At 65.4% G+C, this 21,791-nt stretch carries 23 protein-coding genes; 11 read left to right on the top strand and 12 right to left on the bottom strand.

Annotation, left to right across the window (positions count from 1 at the left end; all coding sequences use genetic code 11):
• Nucleotides 1-15: 15 nt before the first annotated feature.
• From NBH21_RS17745 to cydD, 7 genes are all read right to left on the bottom strand, one after another.
• A complete protein-coding gene (locus NBH21_RS17745) occupies nt 16-1,041 on the bottom strand; it encodes a LacI family DNA-binding transcriptional regulator (protein WP_250911872.1) in 1,026 nt (341 codons plus the stop codon).
• A 380-nt stretch (nt 1,042-1,421) separates the two neighbouring features.
• Nucleotides 1,422-1,553: a cytochrome bd-I oxidase subunit CydX gene (cydX, locus tag NBH21_RS17750; RefSeq protein ID WP_250911871.1), complete on the bottom strand. Its 132-nt coding sequence runs from the start codon at nt 1,551-1,553 to the stop codon at nt 1,422-1,424.
• Between the two features lie 15 nt (nt 1,554-1,568).
• Entirely contained in the window at nt 1,569-2,723 is a 1,155-nt protein-coding gene (gene cydB / locus NBH21_RS17755; RefSeq protein ID WP_250911870.1) for a cytochrome d ubiquinol oxidase subunit II, read from the bottom strand.
• A gap of 4 nt (nt 2,724-2,727) precedes the next feature.
• Nucleotides 2,728-4,317, bottom strand: coding sequence for a cytochrome ubiquinol oxidase subunit I (locus NBH21_RS17760; RefSeq protein ID WP_250911869.1), 1,590 nt, complete (start codon nt 4,315-4,317; stop codon nt 2,728-2,730).
• 77 nt (nt 4,318-4,394) lie between these two features.
• Entirely contained in the window at nt 4,395-4,772 is a 378-nt protein-coding gene (locus NBH21_RS17765; protein WP_250911868.1) for a hypothetical protein, read from the bottom strand.
• Between the two features lie 84 nt (nt 4,773-4,856).
• Nucleotides 4,857-6,536: a thiol reductant ABC exporter subunit CydC gene (cydC, locus tag NBH21_RS17770; protein WP_250911867.1), complete on the bottom strand. Its 1,680-nt coding sequence runs from the start codon at nt 6,534-6,536 to the stop codon at nt 4,857-4,859.
• Entirely contained in the window at nt 6,533-8,218 is a 1,686-nt protein-coding gene (cydD, locus tag NBH21_RS17775; RefSeq protein ID WP_250911866.1) for a thiol reductant ABC exporter subunit CydD, read from the bottom strand. Before cydD ends, cydC begins: the two co-directional genes overlap by 4 nt.
• 279 nt (nt 8,219-8,497) lie before the next feature.
• Between cydD and atpD the strand changes: the two genes are divergently transcribed.
• Genes atpD through NBH21_RS17820 form a run of 9 tightly spaced genes read left to right on the top strand, consistent with a single transcriptional unit; the run spans nt 8,498 to nt 15,140 of the window.
• On the top strand, nt 8,498-9,958 hold the full coding sequence (gene atpD, locus NBH21_RS17780; RefSeq protein ID WP_250911865.1) for a F0F1 ATP synthase subunit beta: 1,461 nt from the start codon (nt 8,498-8,500) through the stop codon (nt 9,956-9,958).
• Nucleotides 9,955-10,407 (top strand): F0F1 ATP synthase subunit epsilon, encoded by a 453-nt coding sequence (locus tag NBH21_RS17785; protein WP_250911864.1) that lies wholly within the window; start codon nt 9,955-9,957, stop codon nt 10,405-10,407. The genes atpD and NBH21_RS17785 overlap by 4 nt, the downstream gene beginning before the upstream one ends.
• Nucleotides 10,404-10,706 (top strand): AtpZ/AtpI family protein, encoded by a 303-nt coding sequence (locus tag NBH21_RS17790; protein WP_250911863.1) that lies wholly within the window; start codon nt 10,404-10,406, stop codon nt 10,704-10,706. Before NBH21_RS17785 ends, NBH21_RS17790 begins: the two co-directional genes overlap by 4 nt.
• Nucleotides 10,703-10,999: an N-ATPase subunit AtpR gene (locus NBH21_RS17795; RefSeq protein ID WP_250911862.1), complete on the top strand. Its 297-nt coding sequence runs from the start codon at nt 10,703-10,705 to the stop codon at nt 10,997-10,999. Before NBH21_RS17790 ends, NBH21_RS17795 begins: the two co-directional genes overlap by 4 nt.
• Complete coding sequence (locus tag NBH21_RS17800) at nt 10,996-11,742, top strand: F0F1 ATP synthase subunit A (protein WP_250911861.1); 747 nt, start codon at nt 10,996-10,998, stop codon at nt 11,740-11,742. Before NBH21_RS17795 ends, NBH21_RS17800 begins: the two co-directional genes overlap by 4 nt.
• The gene (locus NBH21_RS17805; protein WP_099060760.1) at nt 11,739-11,987 is read left to right on the top strand and encodes a F0F1 ATP synthase subunit C; all 249 of its coding nucleotides are present in this window, start codon (nt 11,739-11,741) and stop codon (nt 11,985-11,987) included. Before NBH21_RS17800 ends, NBH21_RS17805 begins: the two co-directional genes overlap by 4 nt.
• A 13-nt stretch (nt 11,988-12,000) precedes the next feature.
• Nucleotides 12,001-12,744, top strand: coding sequence for a F0F1 ATP synthase subunit delta (locus tag NBH21_RS17810; RefSeq protein WP_250911860.1), 744 nt, complete (start codon nt 12,001-12,003; stop codon nt 12,742-12,744).
• Entirely contained in the window at nt 12,741-14,282 is a 1,542-nt protein-coding gene (locus NBH21_RS17815; protein WP_250911859.1) for a F0F1 ATP synthase subunit alpha, read from the top strand. Before NBH21_RS17810 ends, NBH21_RS17815 begins: the two co-directional genes overlap by 4 nt.
• Before the next feature lie 3 nt (nt 14,283-14,285).
• On the top strand, nt 14,286-15,140 hold the full coding sequence (locus NBH21_RS17820; protein ID WP_250911858.1) for a F0F1 ATP synthase subunit gamma: 855 nt from the start codon (nt 14,286-14,288) through the stop codon (nt 15,138-15,140).
• 24 nt (nt 15,141-15,164) lie between these two features.
• Here the strand turns inward: NBH21_RS17820 and NBH21_RS17825 are convergent, their stop codons facing one another.
• Nucleotides 15,165-16,055 carry a LysR family transcriptional regulator gene (locus NBH21_RS17825; RefSeq protein ID WP_250911857.1) on the bottom strand — a complete coding sequence of 297 codons (891 nt, stop codon included), beginning with the start codon at nt 16,053-16,055 and terminating at the stop codon, nt 15,165-15,167.
• Between the two features lie 184 nt (nt 16,056-16,239).
• Between NBH21_RS17825 and NBH21_RS17830 the strand changes: the two genes are divergently transcribed.
• Both NBH21_RS17830 and NBH21_RS17835 read left to right on the top strand, forming a co-directional pair.
• Nucleotides 16,240-16,923: a type 1 glutamine amidotransferase domain-containing protein gene (locus tag NBH21_RS17830; protein ID WP_250911856.1), complete on the top strand. Its 684-nt coding sequence runs from the start codon at nt 16,240-16,242 to the stop codon at nt 16,921-16,923.
• Nucleotides 16,924-17,022: 99 nt separating this feature from the next.
• Nucleotides 17,023-17,868: a type 1 glutamine amidotransferase domain-containing protein gene (locus tag NBH21_RS17835; protein WP_250911855.1), complete on the top strand. Its 846-nt coding sequence runs from the start codon at nt 17,023-17,025 to the stop codon at nt 17,866-17,868.
• A 41-nt stretch (nt 17,869-17,909) separates the two neighbouring features.
• Here NBH21_RS17835 and NBH21_RS17840 read toward each other — a convergent pair whose 3' ends face one another.
• The 4 genes from NBH21_RS17840 to NBH21_RS17855 all read right to left on the bottom strand — a co-directional run bounded on the left by NBH21_RS17840 (nt 17,910) and on the right by NBH21_RS17855 (nt 21,781).
• Nucleotides 17,910-18,317: a GFA family protein gene (locus NBH21_RS17840; RefSeq protein ID WP_250911854.1), complete on the bottom strand. Its 408-nt coding sequence runs from the start codon at nt 18,315-18,317 to the stop codon at nt 17,910-17,912.
• A 193-nt stretch (nt 18,318-18,510) separates the two neighbouring features.
• On the bottom strand, nt 18,511-19,113 hold the full coding sequence (locus tag NBH21_RS17845; RefSeq protein WP_250911853.1) for a nitroreductase family protein: 603 nt from the start codon (nt 19,111-19,113) through the stop codon (nt 18,511-18,513).
• A 184-nt stretch (nt 19,114-19,297) separates the two neighbouring features.
• On the bottom strand, nt 19,298-20,335 hold the full coding sequence (locus tag NBH21_RS17850) for an alcohol dehydrogenase catalytic domain-containing protein (protein ID WP_250911852.1): 1,038 nt from the start codon (nt 20,333-20,335) through the stop codon (nt 19,298-19,300).
• 12 nt (nt 20,336-20,347) lie between these two features.
• The gene (locus tag NBH21_RS17855; protein ID WP_250911851.1) at nt 20,348-21,781 is read right to left on the bottom strand and encodes an aldehyde dehydrogenase family protein; all 1,434 of its coding nucleotides are present in this window, start codon (nt 21,779-21,781) and stop codon (nt 20,348-20,350) included.
• Between the last annotated feature and the right edge of the window lie 10 nt (nt 21,782-21,791).

Here is a 21,791-nt window from a genome sequence, read left to right on the forward strand (position 1 = left end):
GCTTTTACGTTGCATTTATGGCTTCGACGGCGGCGCAACGGAGTTCCGCACGACGATTTCGATGGGCAGCAGCTCCTCGGAGGTGAAATCCTCGCGCTGCTGCCAGTCTGTCTCGAGTAGAAGGGATAGCGCCCGCTCGCCGATCGCCCGGACAGGCTGGCGGATGGCGGTGAGCGGCGGCGCGAAGAGATGGAGCGGTCCCACATCGTCGAAGCCGACGATGGAGACCTCGCCGGGGATGGAGACGCCCTGCCCGCGCAGGACCTCGATCAGGCCGATGGCGATTTCGTCGGAGCTGGCGAAGATCGCGGTGGCCGGCTTTCCCTCGTCGAGGAAGCGCCGCCCGGCGGCACGGCCGAACTCGACGGTATAATCGCCCTCGTAGCGAATGAGACCGTCGATGCCCGTGCCATGCTCGATCATGGCCCGTTCGAGGCCCTTGTAGCGCCGCCTCGTGCTGATCATTTCCTGCGGTCCGCCGATATAGAGCACGCGGGCGTGGCCGTACTCGGCCAGATGCCGGCCGGCGAGATATCCGCCCTGCTCGTTATCGCAGAAGAGCTTCGGCACCATGGCGTTCGGCACGTCTTCGTCGACGACGACGACCTTGCCGGTCTGGTTGATGAGTGCTGCGAGTTCCCCGTCGTCGGGGTGGTTCGTCACGAAGACGAGGCCATCGACATGGTTGCGCCCGAGCGATCTCAGATAGGCGATCTCGCGGCCTGGACGGTTGAGCGTCGCATGCAGCGAAAGCGCCAGGCCGCGCTTGTCGGCCTCCTCTTCGATGGTCGCCACCAGCGTTGCGAAGAAGGGGTTGGCGATATCGGGAACGACGAGGCCGATGGTATCCGACCGGCCGCGGCTGAGGCGCCGGGCGTGCGGGTTCGGCTCGTATTTGAGGTCCTGGATGGCCTTGTCGATCCTCAGCTTCGTCTCGGGCGGAAGCTGGAGCGAGCCGTTGAGCATGCGCGAAACCGTGGTGACCGAGACGCCGGCTGCGTCCGCGACATCCTTGAGACTGGTGGCCCGTTTATTCGACATGGCGTCTCGCAAACCTTGGGTTCGATGTTTTTGTAAAGCGATTTACTAAACCGCTTTACCGTGATGTCTCCCTGACTTTCTGTCAAGTAGCCCGTGTGGGAAATTTCCCATCAAAATCGGCTGGAAATCGATGGGGCGATCCGGGCGGATTGCCGGTCGCAGTCGAGGCTGGAAGAGCGGGAAAGGCCGTGCCACGGGCAGGCCGAAAAGGTGCGGAGCGCCGTACGGCGCGCCCTTTGGCGGGACGGATTTGTCGGAAAAACTTTTGTGATTCCGGCTGGTTGCCGGCCGGTGCGGTCTTTGTGCCGAAAGGCGTGCGGCGCGAAAGTCAGGCTTCCCGCCGCACGGGTTTTCTTGTCACGAGAAGGAGGTCAACCCCGTCACTTGGAGCTGGCGGCCGCCTTGGCGGCGTCCTCCTTCTTCTTGCTGTCGATCAGCTCGTACCACATGGCGTTGAGCACGGCGAAGGCTGCGGCAAGCGGCAGGCCGAGAAGCCAGGAAAAATACCACATGAAGGTTTCCTTTCCTCAATAGGCGTGGTTGGCGGGATCGTTGATGTCCTTCGCGTCGACCTTGCCCCACAGCACCTTGTAGACGAACGAGGTGTAGGCAATGATGATCGGAACGAAGATGACGGCGCAGACCAGCATGATGAACAGCGTCATGTGGCTGGACGAGGCGTCCCAGACCGTGAGGCTGGACCGCGGATCGACGTTGGACGGCAGGATGAAGGGGAACATCGAAAGCCCGACCGTCGAGATGATGCCGAGGATCGATACCGAACTCATCAGCCACGGCGCCCCGTCCTTCTTTGCCGCGAAGGCGAGGAGGGAGCCGAGCGCACCGAGGAAGCCGAGCGCCGGCGCGATCATCATCCAGGGATAGGCAGCATAGTTCTGGAACCAGACGCCGGATGCGACCTCGACCGTCTTGTAGAGCGGGTTCGAGGGGCCGGCCGGAGCGATTGCCGAGGTGAACCGGTAGCCGTCGATCATCGTCAGCCAGAAGCCGCCGACGGCGAAGAGCACGATGGTCAGGATCGCTGCGACCATGCCGATCCGGCGGGCGCGGGCGTTGACGTTGCCGGAGGTCTTCAGCGTCAGCCAGCCGGCGCCGTGCATGGCCAGCATCGAGACCGAGAGGATGCCGGCGAGCAGGCCGTAGGGGTTGAGCAGTTCGAACAGCGTCGTGCCGTCATAGAAGATGCGCAGGTCGTCGGCGAAGTGGAACGGCACGCCCTGCAGGACATTGCCGACCGCGACCCCCATGACCAGCGCCGGCACGAGGCCGCCGATGAAGAGCGCCCAGTCCCATGCGGTGCGCCATGTGGCGCTTTCGCGCTTCGAGCGGTACTTGAAGCCGACCGGGCGCAGGATGAGCGCGAAGAGGATCGCGAACATCGCCAGATAGAAGCCCGAGAAGGATACCGCATAGAGCGGCGGCCATGCGGCGAAGATCGCCCCGCCACCGAGGATCAGCCACACTTGGTTGCCTTCCCAGACCGGGCCGATGGTGTTGATGACGACGCGCCGTTCGGTGTCGTCCCGGCCCACGAAGGGCAGGAGCGTGGCCACCCCGAGGTCGAACCCGTCCATCACGGCAAAGCCGATGAGCAGGACGCCAAGCAGCAGCCACCAGATGACGCGCAGGATTTCGTAATCGATAAGCGTGTGCAGGATCATGGTCTTACTCCGCCGGTACGATGGTCTTCGAGATGAGTTCGGGTTCCGGATGTCCGGGGAGCTGGTCGTCCGGCTCCGGTCCCTTGCGGATCGCCTTCAGCATCAGCCCCATCTCGACGATGAAGAGGACGGTGTAGATCGCGGCGAAACCGGCGATGGTGACGAGCAGCGTCGCCGCACCGAGATTGGAGACGGCGGCGGCTGTCGGCAACACGCCTTCGATGATCCATGGCTGGCGGCCCACCTCCGCGACGATCCAGCCCAGTTCCGCGGCGATCCACGGCAGCGGGATGGAGAAGACCGCGACCTTCAGGAGCCACGGACGCTTGGTGTGGGTGTGACGGCTACAGATGACGAAGAAGACGGCCGTCAGCGCGATGAAATAGAAGCCGAGCGCCACCATGAAGCGGAAGGCCCAGAACAGGGTTGGCACGCTCGGGATGGTGTCTGCGGCCGCCTTGGCGATCTGCTCGTCGGTTGCCTGACGCGGATCGTCGACGTAACGCTTCAGCAGAAGCGCATAGCCGAGATCGAGGCCGTTGTTCTCGAACCTTGCCTTGATGGCCGGGTCGATGGCCGTGGTGGTGCCGGCGGCGCGGATGGTCTGCAGCGCGTCATAGGCGATGATGCCCCGGCGGATGCGGGTCTCGGCGCTTCTGACGAGGCTGTCGATGCCGGGGATTTCGGTGGTCAGCGAGCGCGTGCCGATCAGGCCCATGACCCAGGGTATCTCCACCTTGTAATGGGTCTCGCGAGCCTCCTGATCGGGAAAGCCGAAGGCGGTGAAGGCGGCCGGTGCGGGCTCCGTCTCCCACATGGCCTCGATGGCGGCGAGCTTCATCTTCTGGTGTTCGGAGGCCTCGTAGCCGCTTTCGTCACCGAGAACGACGACCGAAAGCGAGGCGGCGAGACCGAAGGACGCCGCAACCGTCATCGAGCGCTTGGCAAGCTCCAGTTCGCGGCCCTTCAGCAGGTACCAGGCGGAAACGCCGAGAACGAAGACGGAAGCCGTGACATAGCCCGCCGAAACGGTGTGCACGAACTTTGCCTGCGCCACCGGATTGAACAGCACGAGGAAGAAGTCGTTGACCTCCATGCGCATGGTCTGCGGGTTGAAGGCCGAGCCGACCGGGTTCTGCATCCAGCCGTTGGCAATCAGGATCCACAGCGCCGAGAAGTTCGAGCCGAGCGCCACGCACCATGTGGCGATGAGGTGGCCGACCTTGGACATGCGGTCCCAGCCGAAGAAGAACAGGCCGACGAAGGTCGCCTCGAGGAAGAAGGCCATCAACCCCTCGATGGCGAGCGGCGCGCCGAAGATGTCGCCGACATAATGGCTGTAATAGCTCCAGTTCATGCCGAACTGGAATTCCATGACGATGCCGGTCGATACGCCGAGCACGAAGTTGATGCCGAACAGCGTGCCCCAGAACTTGGTCATCTGCCGCCAGATGGTGCGGCCGGTCATGACATAGACCGTCTCCATGATGGCGAGCAGGATGGACAGTCCGAGGGTGAGCGGCACGAAGAGAAAGTGGTAAAGTGCTGTGAGCGCAAATTGCAGGCGCGAGAGCGCCACGATATCGAGTTCCATATCTCGATCTCCAGAAAAGAAAAATCGGGGTGTTTGCCCGAGGCCGCAGGCGGTGCGGCGTCAGGCGTTTTGGGCCATCAGGCCATCGGCGGCGCTCTCGGCGCTGCCCTGGAAATCAGCACGGGCGGCGCATCGAAACGCGCCCGATCCGGTCGCAGGACCGCCTCATGCGGCACGGGCCGGTCGCCCGCATCGTCTGCCGGCAGCGGAAGGACAATCGCCCCCGAAACGAGGCAGGCCTCGCACGACCGGTTCAGATGGTACCCGCTCTTGCCGATGCCGTCCTGCGAGCCGGCGAGGCAGAGATCGGGAATAGTGCCGTCGGGAAGCACAATGGCCGCCGCAACGATGTCAGCTGCATACACACCCGGCACCCGATGGGCAAAACCCACCGAGAGGAGCGCAATCGCGCACAGGATGCGCATGAATTGCGATATGGAGCCGGAAGAACGCATGATGTCTCTGAACTGCTGAAAGCACCGTCTAACAATTGCTTATTGTTATCCCGCAGTGCACGCAATGCGACAAAATAACGTCGCTCAGCGCTTGCGCAGTCCTGACGCAACCTCAGTGAAGGCCGACTCCATACAATTGAAATTGCCACGTAATTGACCATTGTCAACAACAAGTATGCGATCGGAAATTTCAACTTCGCGTAAGCTGTGGGTCGCAATCAGGATGGTGCGCCCTCCCCTTGCGGCTGCCAGGCGCGCCACGATGTCGCGGGCGGTCTCCGCATCCAGCGCTTCGGTCGGTTCGTCGAGCAGCAGGAGGGCCGCATCGGTGAGCAGCAGGCGTGCCAGCGACAACCGCCGCCTCTCGCCGCCGGAAAGACCCGATCCGCCCTCCCCGAGCCAGGTTTCGAGCCCCTGCGGCAGGGCTTTCACGGTTTCCGCAAGGCCTGCGGCCTCAAGTGCGGCCCAAAGCTCGGCTTCGGTCGCCTGCGGTTTCGCAAGCCGGAGATTGCCGGAGAGCGTATCGGCGAAAAGCTCGACATGCTGGGTGAGAAGGCTTGCCGGCTGCGTCGCAAAGCGGCCGGCTTCGGCTTCGATCTCGCCTGCTATCAGCGCCATTAGCGTCGATTTTCCCGCCCCGCTCGGGCCGGTCAGCGCCACGATTTCGCCCGCCGGGATTGCGAGCGACAAACCTGACAGCGCCGGACGGCTCGCGCCCGGATGCCGGACGACGATATTCTCGGCCAGAAGAGCGAGCCCGGGCGGCGGTGCCGCGATGGCGATCTCCTGCGGAGTTTCGTCGAGACGCGGCGCGATGCGGCGGGCGGCGGCAAGAATGCGTCCCGCCTCCAGCGCCCCGCGTTTCAGGGCCGTGAACGGCTCGACGGCGGCAAGCGCCAGAAGCAGGGCGAAGGCGGCTATGGGTACGCCGATGACATCAGTCTCGACCAGCAAGGCGAGGGCCACGAGAAGACAGCCACCGATGACAGGTGCGAGAGCCGAAAGGCCGAAGCCGGCCATCGTCTCGATGCGGTTCAGCCGGTCGTCGGTCTCAGCCAGCCGGGTTTCCGCCGCCTCGACATTGGCGCGCGATGCCTCGAGGCGGCCGGCCATCAGGAGATCGGTGGCGCCGGCGATCATGTCGATAACCCGGCCGCGCACGGCCTCAAGCGCTGCAGCGCGAAGTCGGGCCGGTTTTTCCGCCTTCAGCGCAGAGATCGTCGCAATGCCGAAGCCCGCCACGACGGGAAACAGGCCGACCGCAAGCGCGATGCGGCCATCGATGAAGGCGAGCGAGAGGACGGCGAACAGCGCCGAGGCCAGCGCCACTCCAGCCGGCACCAGAAGCCGCAGGTAAAGCCCGTCGAGCGCATCGACATCCAGCGTCAGCCGGAAGAGCAGGCGCGCGGGGCGAAGCGCCAGCGCACGCGCCGAGCGCGCCGTGGCGAAGGTTCGAAACAGCGTTTCCCGCATGCCGGCAAGCACCGAGAGCGTCGCGTCATGGGTGACGACGCGCTCGCCATAGCGGGCGGCGGTGCGAAACAGCGCGAGAAAGCGAATGCCGGCCGAGGGCGCGAAGACATCGAAGGCGAGCGCGGTCGCGGTCGTGAGGCCCGCAAAGGCCGTTGCCGTGATGAACCAGCCGGAGAGCGAAAGCAGGGCGATCCCGGCAATCGCGGTCAGTGCTGCGAGCAGGAAGCCCAGTGCCATCGCCAGCCGCTTTTCCTTGAGGAACCGGCGAAGAACCACGAGAAGCGGCCTCATGCACCCTCCTCCGCCGCAAGCGCCACGATCCGGTCCATGCGCGCGGCAAGCACCACATCATGGGTGACGACGACGAGCGTTCTTCCCTTTGCGAGGTCGAGCAGGCTGTCCGTCACCAGATCGGCCGTGACAGCATCGAGATGGGCCGTCGGCTCGTCGGCGAGGATCAGCCGTGCCTTCGTGGAGGCGGCGGCGCGGGCAATGGCAAGCCGCACGATCTCGCCGCCGGAAAGGCCCGTTCCGCCCTCGCCGAGCGGCGCACGGCCATGGCTTTCGGCAACATGGGAAAGACGTGAAACGGCAAGCGCGGAGGCCACCGCCCCGGCATCGACCTCGTCCCGGCCGAGCGACACGTTTGTGGCGATTGAGCCGGAAAAGACATGGGCGGATTGCCCGATCCAGGCGATTTCACAAGCTTCCCGCGCTGCCGCCGGCGAGTGTCCCGAGAGCAGCAGCGATCCGGCCTCCGGCGCGGCAAGCCCGGCGATCAGCGACAGCAGGGTCGATTTGCCCGCGCCGCTCGGCGCCATGATGGCGATCTTCTCTCCCGGTGCGACGGAAAGAGAGAAAGCCTCGAGCGTTGGGGCTTCCCGGCCCGGATGGGTGTAGCGCAGGTTTTCCGCAAGAAGGGCGGCTTCGCTCTGGCGTGAGAATGAAGCGTCGTCTGAGGTGTCGCAGGATTTCGGCAGGGGCATGCCCTGTTCGGCAAGCGCCGTCAGTGCCTTGTGGGCGGCTTCGCCGGCGGCCCGGTCGTGCCAGACGGCAGAAAGCTCCCGCAACGGCTCGAAAAAGGCGGGCGCAACCATCAGCACGAACAGGCCCTCGGAAAGCGTCAGCTTACCGCCCCACGCGCCGAACCCGATGAAGCTGAGCAGGTGAAAGCCGACATAGACGGCGGTGAGCGCCACCCCGAGTGCGGAAAAAAGCTCCAGCGTCGCAGACGTGAGGAAGGCGATCTTCAACACCGCCATGGTGCGCCGCTTCAGGTCGTCCGCCTCGACGCGCAGGCGCTTTGCCGTATCGGACACCGCGCCGAGCGTGCGGATGGTCGCAAGACCCCTCAGACGATCGATGAGGAAGGCGTTGATATCGCCCATGCGGGAAAGCTGCTTTTCGCTGGCCTTCTGCGCCCCCATGCCGACCAGCGCCATGAACAGCGGAATGACCGGCGCCGTCAGGAGCAGCGCCAGTGCCGCGATCCACGAGAAAGGCAGGATCGTCGCGACGATGACGAGCGGCACGACCACGGCCTTCATTCTGGCCGGCACATAGCGGGAGAGCCAGGGCGTGATCATTTCCGCCTGTTCGGCGATCACGCTCGCCGCCTGCCCGGAGGAAGGACGGCCGATATCGACCGGCGAGCGGGCCGCAAGGGCTGCAAGCGCGCTCACGCGGCTGGTGGTGAGTTCGCGCCGGGCGGAGGTGAAGGCAAGACGGCCGGACAGCGCGTCAAGCGCTGCACGCAGCAGTCCGAACAGGATAAAGCCGATGGCGTCGTAAACCACGCCGGAAACGCCCGCTCCATCCGCCATCCGCCCGATGGCATGGGCGGCAAACCCGGCCTGCGGCAGCCAGCAGAGCGGAGCGATCACGGCAAGCGCCACCGCGACCCTGCCGGGACCGGCAAGCGCGCCTTTCGCGCCCGACCGGCTGCGGCCGGTTTTCCTCGAAACATTCGGCAATATGGCGGTTTCCGTCGATCCCGTTGATCGTTTGCCGCTGGATATACGAAGGCATCCCGCGGGCCGCAAGCGGCTAAATGTCGCCATCACATGGCGGCTTCGGGCGGCTTCGAGTTGAGGCGCGGCTAATATGCAATCGCGTGCCTTGCCAGTTGCGGCGATGCGCTGTCTACTCCGGGCGAAGGATTGCGTGCGTCGTCGAACTTGACTGAGGTCAAGGCAGGTTTGTGCGGTGCATGATGTCCTGCGGATCTGGAAGCCACGGACGACGGGGACCGCATGAGCAACAAAGGTGCGTTAGAAGGCAAGGTCATTGCCATTCGCGGCGCTGTGGTCGATATCGCCTTTCCCGGAGGCGGTGGGCTGCCGGCCATCGAGGATGCGCTCGTCATCGAGGACGGTCCGGACAGGACCGTGGTCGCCGAGGTTCAGGCCCATATCGATCCGCTGACCGTTCGCGCCATCGCATTGCAGGCGACCACCGGTCTCCGGCGCGGCACACCCGTTCGCAGCGCCGGCGGGCCGATCACGGTTCCGGTCGGCGAGGCCGTTCTCGGACGCCTTCTCGATGTCACCGGCAGGATCGGCGACGGCGGCGCGGAGCTTCCCGCCGATGCGCCGCTCAGGCCCATCCATCGCGCCCCGCCCGAACTTTCCCGCCAGACCGGGGCCTCGACCATCTTCGAGACCGGCATCAAGGTGATCGATCTGCTGACACCGCTCGCCCAGGGCGGCAAGGCCGCGATGTTCGGCGGCGCGGGTGTGGGCAAGACGGTGCTGGTGATGGAGCTGATCCACGCCATGGTGGAAAGCTATCAGGGCATTTCCGTCTTCGCCGGTGTCGGCGAACGCTCCCGCGAGGGCCACGAGATGCTGCTGGACATGACCGGTTCCGGCGTTCTCGCCCGCACCGCGCTGGTCTATGGCCAGATGAACGAGCCGCCCGGCGCGCGTTGGCGGGTGCCGATGACGGCGCTGACCATTGCCGAATATTTCCGTGACGAGAAGCACCAGAACGTGCTGCTCCTGATGGATAACGTCTTCCGCTTCGTACAGGCGGGGGCCGAGGTTTCCGGCCTGCTCGGTCGGCTTCCTTCCCGCGTCGGTTACCAGCCGACGCTTGCAAGCGAAGTCGCGGCGCTGCAGGAGCGGATCGCCTCCGTCGGCGATGCTTCGATTACCGCCATCGAGGCGGTCTATGTTCCGGCCGACGATTTTACCGACCCGGCCGTCACCACCATTGCCGCCCATGTCGACAGCATGGTGGTTCTGTCCCGCGACATGGCGGCGGAAGGCATCTATCCCGCCGTCGATCCCATCGCGTCCTCCTCCATCCTGCTCGACCCCATGGTGGTCGGCGAGGAACATGCCGAGGTGGCGATGGAGGTGCGCAGGACCATCGAGCATTACCGCGAGCTGCAGGACGTCATCTCGCTTCTCGGCGTCGAGGAACTGGGCAGCGACGACCGCCGCATCGTCGAGCGGGCGCGCCGTCTCCAGCGTTTCCTCACCCAACCCTTTGCCGTCACCGAGGCCTTTACCGGCGTTCCCGGCCGTTCCGTGAAGATTGCCGACACCATTGCCGGATGCAAGGCGATCCTGTCGGGCGCCTGCGACAGCTGGCAGGAAAGCTCGCTCTACATGGTCGGCACGCTGGACGAGGCCCGCGAGAAGGAAGAGGCCGCGCGCAAGGCGAGCGGCGGGGCGAATGGTGCAGCAAGCAAAGGTGCGGCCGCATGACCGGAGGTCTCCATCTTCTCATTTCGACGCCTTCGGCCCTGCTGGTCGATCTTCAGGATGTGGTCTCTGTCCGCGCGGAAGACGAGAGCGGCAGCTTTGGGCTCCTGCCCGGCCATGCGGATCTGCTGACGGTTCTGCCGGCCTCGGTGATCCGCTGGCGCGACCGCGACGGGGCCATGCATTACTGCGCCCAGAGCGGCGGCGTGTTTTCCATCACCGGCGGCCGCGAGATTCGCGTCGCCTGCCGGCAGGCAACCGTCGGTGACGATCTTTCCCGGCTGGAAGCCGAGGTGCAGACGATGCGCGCCGCCCTTTCCGATACCGGCCGCCGTTCGCGCGTCGAGGAAATGCGGCTGCATGCCAATGCCGTGCGCCAGCTCACCCGCCTGCTGCGGGCCGATGCCGGCAGCGCCAACGGCATCAACCCGCTTGGAGGCCTCGGTCCATGACGCCCCCGATAAAGCCCCCGCGGGGAGAGCAGGATGAGGAGAAACTGACCGAAGTCGCCCGCCGGGCCGCAGCGCGCGAACGGCAGGGCGAAAAGGACCCGGAGCCCTCGCTCGGCGCAAGGCTCGGCCAGATCGGCATTCTCGGCTGGAGCATCGTGGTGCCGACGCTGCTGGCGCTGGTGGTCGGCCGCTGGCTCGACCGGACGTTTGCGACCGGGGTGTTCTTCACCGCCCCGCTGATCATGATCGGCGCGGCGCTCGGCCTGCGCTCCGCGTGGAAATGGATGCACCGCCAATGATCGATACCCTTTTCGCCAGCGCCAACGGCATGCTCGCCCTCAAGGCGCTGGTCGGCCTTGCGGTCGGCGGCCTTCTCGGCCTCGTGCATTTCGGCATGCTCTGGTGGAACACCCGCTATTTCGCCGGCGGCGAGGTACTGCGCGCCTTCGTCATGCAGATCGGGCGGTTCGCCGTGCTGGCGGTCGCGCTTTACGGCGTCTCCCGGCTCGGCGCGCTTGCGCTTCTTTGCGCAGCACTCGGCATGCTGATCGTGCGCGGCGTGATCCTGCGACGCGTCAGGAGCATGCCATGAACTCGCCGCTTGCCATCGAGCCGCTGTTTCACATTGGCCCCGTGCCAATCACCCAGCCGGTGGTCGTCACCTGGGTGATCATGCTGCTGCTCGGCCTCGGCTCGTGGCTGGTGACGCGGCGGCTGTCGCTCGAGCCTTCCCGCAAGCAGGCATTTCTGGAAATGGTGGTGGAGACCATCGACGCGCAGGTGCGCGACACCATGCAGGCCGATCCCCGGCCCTATCGCGCGCTGATCGGCTCGCTGTTCATCTATGTGCTTGTCGCCAACTGGTCGTCGCTGGTGCCGGGCATCGAGCCGCCGACCGCCCATATCGAAACGGATGCGGCGCTGGCGCTGATCGTGCTTGCGGCGACCATCGGTTACGGCGTTCGCGCGCTCGGTCTTGCCGGTTACCTGAAGACCTTCGCCGAGCCGAGCTGGGTGATGATCCCGCTCAACATCGTCGAGCAGATCACCCGGACGTTCTCGCTGATCGTGCGCCTGTTCGGCAATGTGATGAGCGGCGTCTTCGTCGTCGGCATCGTGCTGTCGCTCGCCGGCCTTCTCGTGCCCATTCCGCTGATGGCGCTCGATCTGCTGACCGGTGCCGTGCAGGCCTACATCTTCGCGGTGCTGTCGACCGTCTTCATCGGCGCGGCGATCAGCGAGCCGGCATCCGCGTCTCAGGAAAAACCGTCCGAACCAACCCCCGCCCCTCAACCTGCCCCCCTGTCATCTGCCAAGGAACAGAAGTCCCCATGAACGTGATCGGTATCGTCTCAATCATCGCGGCAGCACTTGCCGTTTCCTTCGGAGCCATCGGTCCGGCGCTGGCCGAAGGACGCGCGGTCGCCGCCGCCATGGACGCCATCGCCCGCCAGCCGGAAGCGGCGGGCACCCTGTCGCGCACCCTGTTCGTCGGTCTGGCGATGATCGAGACCATGGCGATCTACTGCCTCGTCATCGCGCTGCTGGTGCTCTTCGCCAACCCTTACGCCACTGCCTGAGGCCCCGCGCGCCATGCACATCGACTGGTGGACCCTCGCCCTTCAGACGATCAATGTCCTCGTGCTCGTCTGGATCCTGCAGCGCTTCCTGCTGAAACCCGTTGCCGCGATCATCGAGGCGCGGCAGGCCGCAGCCGCAAAGCTGCTGGCGGATGCCGAAGGCGTGAAAGCGGCCGCCGAGGCGGAACGGCAGAAGGCGAGCGAAGAAGCGGCAAAGACCGCCGCTGGTCGCGACGAGGTGCTGAAGGCCGCCGCAGCCCAGGGCGAGACGGCGCGGGCCGCGATGCTCGCCGATGCCCGCAACGAGGCGGACAAGTTGAGGCTTGCCGCCAATGCCGAGATCGAGCGCAGCCGCAAGGAAAACGCCGTTGCCGACGAGGCCCATGCCCGCGCGCTCGCCGTCGACATCGCCCGCAAGCTCTTTTCCCGCCTGCCCGATGACGCCAAGGTTTCGGGCTTCATCGACGGCCTTGCCGATGCGGTCGCGGCCTTGCCGCAGGAAAGCCGGTCGGGCGTCGCCAACGGCGCTCCGCTGGCGCTGAAAGCGCCCCGGCCGCTGACAGCGGCCGAGGAAGAGACCTGCCGCGCGCGCCTGTCCGCCGCGTTCGGCCATCCGGTCGAGATTAGCGTGGTCAGCGATCCCGAGCTGATCGCCGGTCTGGAGATCGATACGCGGCATGCGCTGGTGCGCAACAGTTTCCGCGCCGATCTCGACCGCATTGCCGAGGAACTGGGCCGAGGAGCCGCAACGTCATGACGGCAGCAGACAACACCCTCCCCGGCTGGTTCTCCAGGGGCCGCGAAGCCATCGAGCGCGCGGTGCTCGCGCCCGATGCAGAGGCCGTCGGCCGGGTCGAACATGTCGCCGACGATGTGGCGGCGATTTCCGGCCTGCCGGATGTCAGGCTGAACGAACTCCTGATGTTCGACGGCGGGCGCACCGGCTTTGCGCTGACGCTGGATGCCAATGCGATCAGCGCCGTGCTGCTGGATGATGGTGCGGCCATCGAGGCGGGATCGCGGGTGACGGGAACCGGCGAAGTGGTGCGCGTGCCGGTGGGGCGCGGCCTGCTCGGCCGCGTGGTCGATCCGCTGGGACGTCCGCTCGACGGCGGTCCGCCCATCGTTGCGGATGGACATGACCCCATCGAGAAGCCGGCGCCGGCGATCATCGACCGCGATCTCGTCTCGCGCCCTGTCGAAACCGGCATTCTCGTGGTCGATGCCCTTTTCGCGCTCGGCCGCGGCCAGCGCGAACTCATCATCGGCGACCGCGCCACCGGCAAGACCGCGATTGCGATCGACGCCATCATCAACCAGAAGAACAGCGACATCGTCAGCGTCTATGTCGCCGTGGGCCAGCGGGCAACCGCCGTCGAACGCGTCATCGAGGCCGTTCGCAGCCATGGCGCGATGGACCGCTCCATCTTCGTCGTCGCGCCTGCCTCGTCTTCCCCCGGCCTGCAATGGATCGCGCCGTTTGCCGGCTTCACCATGGCGGAATATTTCCGCGACCGTGGCGGCCATGCCCTGATCGTCATCGACGATCTCAGCAAGCATGCCGCGACCCATCGCGAACTGGCGCTGCTCACCCGCGAGCCGCCGGGCCGCGAGGCCTATCCGGGCGATGTCTTCTACCTGCATGCCCGCATGCTGGAGCGGGCCGCGATGCTTTCCGAAAAGCTCGGCGGCGGATCGCTGACGGCGCTGCCGATTGCCGAAACCGATGCCGGCAACCTCTCGGCCTATATCCCGACAAACCTGATCTCGATCACCGACGGCCAGATCGTCTTGAATTCCCGCCTGTTCACCGCCAACCAGCGGCCGGCGGTGGATGTCGGCCTCAGCGTCAGCCGCGTCGGCGGCAAGGCGCAGCATCCGGCGCTGCGTCAGGTCTCCGGCCGGGTCCGTCTGCAATATTCGCAGTTCCAGGAGCTGGAAATGTTCACCCGCTTCGGCGGCATTTCCGATACCCGCGTCAAGGCGCAGATGCAGCGCGGCGAGCATATCCGCATGCTCTTGTCGCAGCCGCGCTTTTCCAATCTGAGGATGATCGACCAGATCGCGCTTCTGGCCGCTTTGGATACCGGCGCGCTCGATGCCCTTTCGGCGGCGGAACTCGCGACACTTCGAACCCGTCTTGCCGCGCATCTCGACGCCCACGCCCCGGCGGCGGCAAGCGCCATTGCCGAAGGAAAGCAGCTCGACGATCAGCAGCGGGCCGATCTCGTGGCCGCGGTCGAAAGGCTGGTCGCCTCGATTTCCTCCGCGACACCGGTGGACGGAGAGGCGTAAGTCATGGCCGAGCGGCTCGCCAATCTCGAGGTCCGGATCGGCTCGGTGCGCCAGCTTTCGACGGTGGTTACCGCCATGCGCGGCATTGCTGTCGCCCGTTCGCGCGAGGCTCGCGAGCGGCTGGACGGCATCCGCGCCTATGCCGCCTCGATTGCTGCGGCCATCGGCGAGGCCCTGTCGCTGCTGCCGGAACCGCCGCCTTCCGCCACCGATGGCGGCCGCCACGCCATCGTCGCCTTTTGCGCCGAGCAGGGCTTTGCCGGCACCTTCAACGAGCGCGTTCTCGATGCTGTCGGGGCGCTCACCGAGGCCGAGGGCGAACGGCCGCACTCCCTTTTTCTGATCGGGGATCGCGGGCTGATGGTTGCCGACGAGCGCGGGCTCGGGATCGACTGGTCGACCCGGATGATCTCCCATGTCGTTGAGGCCGCCGAGCTTGCCGAGCGCATCGTCCAGGCGCTGGACGACCGGCTGGAGAGCGAGGACATCACCGAGGTCACCATCGTCCATACCGGGCTTTCGCAGGGTGCAAGGACCGACATGGTGGTGAAGCGCCTGATCCCCTTCGACTACAGCCGTTTCCAGACCGCCCGGCCGGCGGACCCGCCGCTGATTACCTTGCCGCCGCAGCGTCTCGTCGATGGGCTGGCGCAGGAATATGTCTTCGCCGAACTCTGCGAAGCCGCGATCATATCCTTTGCCGCCGAAAACGAGGCGCGCACCCGCGCCATGATCGCCGCGAAGAACAATGTCGGCAAGACGCTGGACGAGCTGACGGCCCTTTCCCGCCAGCTTCGCCAGGAGGAAATCACCAACGAGGTGATCGAACTCGCCGGCCGTCGCGGCGACGAGGCGTAAGGCGGGCTCACCCTTTTCCGGCGATCACTCCACCAGCATGTCGATGAAGGCCCGCGTCGCCGTTGAGAGGCTGCGATGGGGAACATAGAGAACCGAGAAGGGGCGAGTGCGCCCCGATGCCTCCGGCAGGATTTCGACAAGGCTGCCGCGCGCGATGCGGTCGCGAATGATGAAGTCGTAGGTCTGGCAGATGCCGATCCCCGCCTCCGCCAGCGATACGACGCCGAGAACGTCGTCGAACACATGCAGCGACCCCTGCGGCATCCAGTTCACCTCTTCCCCGTCGACCGAAAACAGCCAGTCGCTCGGCCGTCCGGTGCTCGGCATGATGAAGGGCAGGCATGTGTGGCGGGCGAGATCGCCGATGGAGCGCGGCATGCCCGCCCGTTCCAGATAGGCGGGAGAGGCGACCAGCCGCAGCGGCGCATCCTCCAGCTTTCGCCCGACGAGGCCGCTGTCGGGCAGCGGGCCGAGGCGGATGGCGATATCGAAGCCTTCGGCGACCAGATCGACATTGCGGTTGGTAATGCTCACCTCGACCTGCACATCCGGGTGCGCGGCGGTAAAGCGCGCCAGTTTCTCCGGCAGGCGGAAATGGCCGTAGGTGGTCGAGACGCTGATGCGGATGCGGCCGCCAAGCGTTCCGTCACGGCCCTGAATGGCGCGTTCGGCATCGTCGATCATGCTGAAGGCGGCGCGCGCCTGCTCCAGATAGGCCCTGCCCGCCTCCGTCAGGCTGAGCCGCCGCGTGGTGCGACGGACAAGCTGGGTGCCGAGGCGCGCCTCCAGCCGCGTTATCGCCCGGCTCAGCACCGAGGGCGTGGTGGAAAGCGCCACCGCGCCGGCGCTGATCGAACCCTTGTCGATGACGGTGATGAAGGCTTCCACATCACCAAGATGATCGAAGCGCCGCATGATTGTAGCTCCTCATTATAGCCTTTGAAGAACAGATGATTTCCTTGATGCTATCTTTATCGCCTCAACTGTAAGAAATAAATGCTTGTCATCCGATGAAAACGGCCCCGAAGGCCTGACATCCCCGCAAAGCGATCCCCCGGCCCGCAAGGCGATTTCCGGGAAAGGAGCGAAGGAGAAAACGATGACCGATGCAGCAAAACCCGTATTGTTCGTTCTGACCAGCCACGGCGTGAAGGGCGATAGCGGCCAGCCGACCGGCTTTTATCTCGGCGAAGTCACCCATCCGCTCGCGGTTCTCGATGCCGCCGGCATCAGGGTGGAATTCGCCTCGATCGAGGGTGGCGAGCCGCCGGTCGACGGGCTCGATCTCGATGACGCGACCAATGCCCGCTACTGGAACGACGAAACCTTCCGCGCCGCGATCCGCAACACCGCGAAACTCGCCGATGTCGATCCCGGCCGCTACGCCGCGATCTTCTTCGCCGGCGGCCATGGTGCCATGTGGGACCTGCCGCAGAGCCCGGCCGTCGCCAGCACCGCGCGCGATATCTTCGAGGCCGGCGGTATCGTCGCCGCCGTCTGCCACGGCCCGGCGGCGCTGGTGAACGTCAGGCTGAGCGACGGCAGCTATCTCGTCGCCGGCCGCAATGTCAGCGCCTTCACCGATTCCGAGGAGCGCGCCGTCGGTCTCGACAAGACCGTACCCTTCCTGCTGGCAAGCACGCTCACCGAACGCGGCGCAATCCATCACCCGGCGGCCGACTGGAACGCCAAGGTCGTGGTCGACGGCCGTCTCGTCACCGGCCAGAACCCGCAATCCGCAACCGGCGTCGGCGAAGCCATCCGCGATCTGCTCGCCGCCTGAGGCGGGGGGAACCACACACAGACCAAGCCACACAGAGACACCCCCTTGAAGCGGCTCTCCTCTCCTGTCGAGAGCCGCCATTTTCCGGAGACATTTCCCATGAACCTGATCCGCCCTCTCGCGGTAACGCTGGCGCTCGGCCTCGGTGCAGTCGAAGCCCATGCCGCCAACATCCTCGTCGTCCTCTCTGACGAGAACCATCTCGACCTCAAGGACGGCAAGGTTTTCCAGACCGGCTTCTATCTCAACGAACTCATGCAGCCGGTGAAGGCATTCCTCGACGCCGGCCACGAGCTGACCTTCGCGACGCCGAAGGGCAAGGCCCCCTCGGTCGACAGGACGTCCATCGACAAGATGTATTTTGGCGGCGATGAAACCGCCATGCACGAGAGCGAAGCCCTGCTCAACAGGCTGAAGATCATGGACCCCGATGCATCGCCGGTCATCAGCCTCGCCCGCGTCGAACAGCTCGGCTACGACAAATACGATGCCGTCTATGTGCCGGGCGGCCATGCGCCGATGCAGGATCTTCTGGTCAGCGCCGAGCTTGGCCGGCTGCTCGCCCGCTTCCACACCGAAGGCAAGACGACGGCCCTGATGTGCCACGGTCCGATCGCGCTTCTCTCGACGCTCGACGATGCGCCGGCCTTCAGCCGCGGCATGGAAACCGGCCCGAAGGGCGGTGCCGAGGAAGCCGGCTGGCCCTATGCCGGCTACAAGGTCACGGTCTTCTCCAATGCCGAGGAAGAAATGGCCAAGCCGCTTCTCGGCGGCGGCGAGATGAAGTTCTATCCGCAGGACGCGCTTCAGCAGGCAGGCGCCGTCTTCGTCAGCAACACCTCGCCCTTCCAGCCCAACATGGTGACCGACCGCGAACTCATCACCGGCCAGAACCCCGCCACAGCAACCGAAGTCGCGGCGGAAATCCTGAAGCGGCTGAAGTAACGACGCCGTTTCCATTGTCGTCATCCGGGCAAGTGCGGTGGCTAGCCCGGAAGACCGTCCAGCCGGGATACCTCTTCCAGATGCTCGTCCCAATCCGCCCGGCTTGCGACGCAGATATGGGCGTTCGGCCGGATGTCGATTGCGCTATCGATGCTCCCGGCCGGCACGACCACCACGGCGCCGTCCATCTGAACACCCGGAAGGGCGGACCCGCATTTCACACAGAAGCTCTTTTCGTGCCGGGTTTCGGGAAGCCGGTAGGTTCGGATGCTGTCCTGGCCGGAGAGCCAGTTTATCGTTGCCGTCGATGAGAACAGATTGGCCGCGTGGGCAGATCCGGTGTCCTTTCGGCAGCGCGTGCAGTGACACAGGAAGAAGCTTTCGAACTCGCCCGCGATGTGGAAGCGGACAGTCCCGCACAAACAGGAGCCGGCGGTCGTTTGGGTCATGTTCGGTACTCGTACTCCGTTTCACGCCGGATGGCGGCGACGGGCGCAGTCTGTCAGATGCGCGGAGTTTCAACCAGTATGTCCGGGGTGAAAACGATCCGATCTCCCCGCTTGCGCTCCATGAACGCCAAAACGGAAACGCACCGGTGAGACCTCGCCGGTGCGTCGCATTCATGCAGATCGAGGAGACCGATCAGCCGCGGTCGAAGGAGCCTTCGGTGGCGATTTCGGCGAGCGGCTTTCTCGGGCTCGGGATTTCGCGCTGCTGCAGGACTTCCGGCAGGATCGACTTGTCGCCGACGCGGCCGACGGCGAAGGCCATTTCGACGCGGTAGTTTTCCGGGATGTTCAGGTCCTTGCGGGCGCGCTCATGGTCGAAGCCGGCCATGCCATGGGCCTGCCAGCCGGAATAGGCGGCCTGAAGGGCGATTGCGCCCCAGGCTGCGCCGGCATCGAAGGAATGGGTGTAGGACGGGGTTTCTTCCGTAGCACCCGGCGCCTGCAGGGTGGTCTTCGAGGCGACGACGACGAGAGCCGAGGCGGCCTGCGCCCAGCTGCGGTTGAAGTCGTTGAGCAGGCCGAGCAGCTTCTCCCACGCCGGCGTATCCCGGCGCGCATAGATAAAGTGCCACGGCTGGGCATTGAAGGCGGAGGGAGCCCAGCGGCCGGCCTCCAGCAGGGAAAGCAGTTCGGGCTCGGCGATTGGCTCACCGGTAAAGGCGCGCGGCGACCAGCGATTGAGGAAGACCGGCTCGATCGGGTGGGTGGCCGTTCTCGAGTTCACTGTGATTGTCATAGCAAATTACTCCATAGACTCTGACTTCCTCCCACCCAGACCATATCCGTTCCTTGCGTAGGAGATACAGAAAACCATCGGACGGGCCGCTTTCCGAAATACATTTCTTCGTGAATTCGCCGCGCTGCAACACGGGCGGCAAGGCGCTGCGCGCGGCGGCCTGGAAGGCCGCCGCGCAGTCGCGTCAGTCAGCAGAAAAATCGATGCAGATGCGCCCCGCGACATCGCCGGCCTGCAGCCTGTCGAGGGCGTGGTTCACCGCAGACAGCGGGATCGTCTCGATGTCGATGGCAAGCTTCGCGCGGGCGGCAAACGCGAGGAAATCGCGCAGGTCCTGACGCGAGCCGACCGACGAGCCGAACACGCGATGGCCGCCGTCGATCAGCCACATCATCGAAAGCGGCACGGGATCGTGGACCAGCGCAATGGCGATGATGTCGCTCATCGGGTTGACCGCTTGCTCGATGGTCTTCCACACGGCGGGTGTCGGCGCGAAGTTGACGGCGATATCGGCCCCGCCGAGTTCCTTGACCTTCGCTCCGGCCTCGGGGCCGGCCTCGACCAGATGGTCCGCGCCGCGCCGGCGGGCTTCCTCAAGCTTGGCCGGATCGCGGTCGACGGCGACCACGGTCGCGCCATGGGCCTTGGCGATCATGATCGCATATTGCCCGAGCCCGCCGCAGCCGATCACCATCACGGTCTTGCCCGGGCGAAGCTCGGTCTTGCGCAGCGCGCTCCAGGCCGTCAGCCCGGCGCAGAGCAGCGGTGCGCCCTGCAGGGGATCGATGCCATCGGGAATGGTGCAGGCGAAGCGGGATTCGAGGATCGCATATTCGGCGAACGCGCCGTGATAATGGATGCCGCGCGCATGCTGGTGGGTGCAGAAGGTTTCCGCCCCGGTCAGGCACGGGCTGCAATCGAGGCAGGTATCGTAAAGCCAGGGCAGGCCGACGCGGTCGCCGGGCGAAAGCGTGGTTTCCGTGCCTTCGCCGATGGCCACGATGCGGCCGATGCCCTCATGACCGAGGATCAGCGGATACATCTCGTCCGACAGGTTCTCGTCGCCGTTTCGAAGATGCAGGTCGGAATGGCAGACGCCGCAGCTTTCGAGCTTCACCAGAAACTGGCCGCGCCGGGGTTCGGGCACGGCCACCTCGCGGATCACCAGCGGTGCGCCGGAGGCCTCGGCAATCGCGGCCTTCATGGTCTTGGGTATGGTCATTTCGGAATGCTTTCAGTTTGCGTCGGGACGGTGGACCGTCTTGATTTCGAGGAAGTCTTCAAGCCCGAAGATGCCGCCTTCGCGGCCGTTGCCGGATTGCTTGTAGCCGCCGAAGGGGCTGCCATAGCGATGGGGAGCGCCGTTGATATGCACCATGCCGGCGCGAAGCCGGCCGGCCACCCGTTCCGCCCGCGCCGCATCGCCCGTCTGGACGTAAGCCGCAAGGCCATAGGGCGTGTCGTTGGCGATCTCGATCGCCTCGTCCTCGGTGTCGAAGGGAATGATGGCGAGCACCGGTCCGAACACCTCCTCGCGAGCGATCCGCATGCCGTTGTTCACCCCGGCGAAGATGGTCGGCTTGACGTAATAGCCGGTCTCGAAGCCTTCCGGCCTGCCCGCGCCACCGACCAGAAGTTCGGCGCCTTCCGCGATGCCAGCTGTAATCAGCGCCTGCACGCGGCCATACTGGATGTCGCTGACGAGCGGCCCGATATGGGCGCCCTCCTCCTCAGGATTGCCGACGCCGACCGCTGAGCCCGCGCGTTTCGCGATATCGACCGCCTTGTCATAGACGGAGCGCTGCACCAGAAGCCGGGTCGGTGCATCGCAGGACTGGCCGGAATTGTTGAAGCATTCGAGCACGCTGCCGGTAACGCGCTCCTCCAGATCGGCATCCTCGAACACGATGTTGGGCGACTTGCCGCCGAGTTCGAGCGTCACGCGCTTGACCGTTTCGGCCGCATCGCGGCTGACCGCCGTTCCCGCCCGGGTCGAGCCGGTGAACGACATCATGTCGACGTCGCGATGCTTCGAAAGGGCGGCTCCCACATTCAGGCCATCGCCGTTGACGAGGTTGAATGTGCCGGCCGGGAAGCCGGCCTCATGCACCATTTCCGCATAGAGAAGGGCGTTGAGCGGGGTGAATTCGGATGGCTTCAGCACGCAGGTCGAACCGGTGGCGAGCGCCGGCACGACCTTGAGCGCGATCTGGTTGATCGGCCAGTTCCATGGGGTAATCAGCCCGCAGACGCCGACCGGCTCGCGCAGCACGAGATCGCCGTTCGGCAGTTCCTCGCGTGTCTTCAAGCGCTTCAGGCCGTCGATGAAACCTTCGAGATGGCCGATGCCGACATGGGCCTGCTGCTCGGTGCTCATTGTGATGGGCGCGCCGAGTTCGAGCGTGATGGTACGCGCCATCTCGTCATAGCGGCGGGTATAGATTTCCAGCAGCTTTTCCAGAAGCGCGATGCGCTCGTCGAGGCTCGTGCGGCTGTAGCTTTGGAACGCCTTCTTCGCCGCGGCCACGGCGCGGTCGATATCGGCGGCGCTGCCCATCGAGATCACCGCGACGGGCTGTTCCGTCGCCGGGTTGATGACGTCGAGGTCGTTGGGCGCAATCGGGTCCACCCATGCGCCGTCGATGTAGAATTTGCGTTTGTCGAGCATGTGCTTCTCC

The sequence above is a fragment of the Ciceribacter sichuanensis genome, assembly GCF_024055605.1.
In the GTDB taxonomy this organism is placed as follows: Bacteria; Pseudomonadota; Alphaproteobacteria; order Rhizobiales; family Rhizobiaceae; genus Allorhizobium; species Allorhizobium sichuanense.

Coding starts and splice junctions, on each gene's coding strand:
- NBH21_RS17745 (WP_250911872.1), bottom strand. CDS start 1,041: ATGTCGAATAAACGGGCCACCAGTCTCAAGGATGTCGCGGACGCAGCC.
- cydX (WP_250911871.1), bottom strand. CDS start 1,553: ATGTGGTATTTTTCCTGGCTTCTCGGCCTGCCGCTTGCCGCAGCCTTC.
- cydB (WP_250911870.1), bottom strand. CDS start 2,723: ATGATCCTGCACACGCTTATCGATTACGAAATCCTGCGCGTCATCTGG.
- NBH21_RS17760 (WP_250911869.1), bottom strand. CDS start 4,317: ATGGAACTCGATATCGTGGCGCTCTCGCGCCTGCAATTTGCGCTCACA.
- NBH21_RS17765 (WP_250911868.1), bottom strand. CDS start 4,772: ATGCGTTCTTCCGGCTCCATATCGCAATTCATGCGCATCCTGTGCGCG.
- cydC (WP_250911867.1), bottom strand. CDS start 6,536: ATGAGGCCGCTTCTCGTGGTTCTTCGCCGGTTCCTCAAGGAAAAGCGG.
- atpD (WP_250911865.1), top strand. CDS start 8,498: ATGAGCAACAAAGGTGCGTTAGAAGGCAAGGTCATTGCCATTCGCGGC.
- NBH21_RS17785 (WP_250911864.1), top strand. CDS start 9,955: ATGACCGGAGGTCTCCATCTTCTCATTTCGACGCCTTCGGCCCTGCTG.
- NBH21_RS17790 (WP_250911863.1), top strand. CDS start 10,404: ATGACGCCCCCGATAAAGCCCCCGCGGGGAGAGCAGGATGAGGAGAAA.
- NBH21_RS17795 (WP_250911862.1), top strand. CDS start 10,703: ATGATCGATACCCTTTTCGCCAGCGCCAACGGCATGCTCGCCCTCAAG.
- NBH21_RS17800 (WP_250911861.1), top strand. CDS start 10,996: ATGAACTCGCCGCTTGCCATCGAGCCGCTGTTTCACATTGGCCCCGTG.
- NBH21_RS17805 (WP_099060760.1), top strand. CDS start 11,739: ATGAACGTGATCGGTATCGTCTCAATCATCGCGGCAGCACTTGCCGTT.
- NBH21_RS17810 (WP_250911860.1), top strand. CDS start 12,001: ATGCACATCGACTGGTGGACCCTCGCCCTTCAGACGATCAATGTCCTC.
- NBH21_RS17815 (WP_250911859.1), top strand. CDS start 12,741: ATGACGGCAGCAGACAACACCCTCCCCGGCTGGTTCTCCAGGGGCCGC.
- NBH21_RS17820 (WP_250911858.1), top strand. CDS start 14,286: ATGGCCGAGCGGCTCGCCAATCTCGAGGTCCGGATCGGCTCGGTGCGC.
- NBH21_RS17825 (WP_250911857.1), bottom strand. CDS start 16,055: ATGCGGCGCTTCGATCATCTTGGTGATGTGGAAGCCTTCATCACCGTC.
- NBH21_RS17830 (WP_250911856.1), top strand. CDS start 16,240: ATGACCGATGCAGCAAAACCCGTATTGTTCGTTCTGACCAGCCACGGC.
- NBH21_RS17835 (WP_250911855.1), top strand. CDS start 17,023: ATGAACCTGATCCGCCCTCTCGCGGTAACGCTGGCGCTCGGCCTCGGT.
- NBH21_RS17840 (WP_250911854.1), bottom strand. CDS start 18,317: ATGACCCAAACGACCGCCGGCTCCTGTTTGTGCGGGACTGTCCGCTTC.
- NBH21_RS17845 (WP_250911853.1), bottom strand. CDS start 19,113: ATGACAATCACAGTGAACTCGAGAACGGCCACCCACCCGATCGAGCCG.
- NBH21_RS17850 (WP_250911852.1), bottom strand. CDS start 20,335: ATGACCATACCCAAGACCATGAAGGCCGCGATTGCCGAGGCCTCCGGC.
- NBH21_RS17855 (WP_250911851.1), bottom strand. CDS start 21,781: ATGCTCGACAAACGCAAATTCTACATCGACGGCGCATGGGTGGACCCG.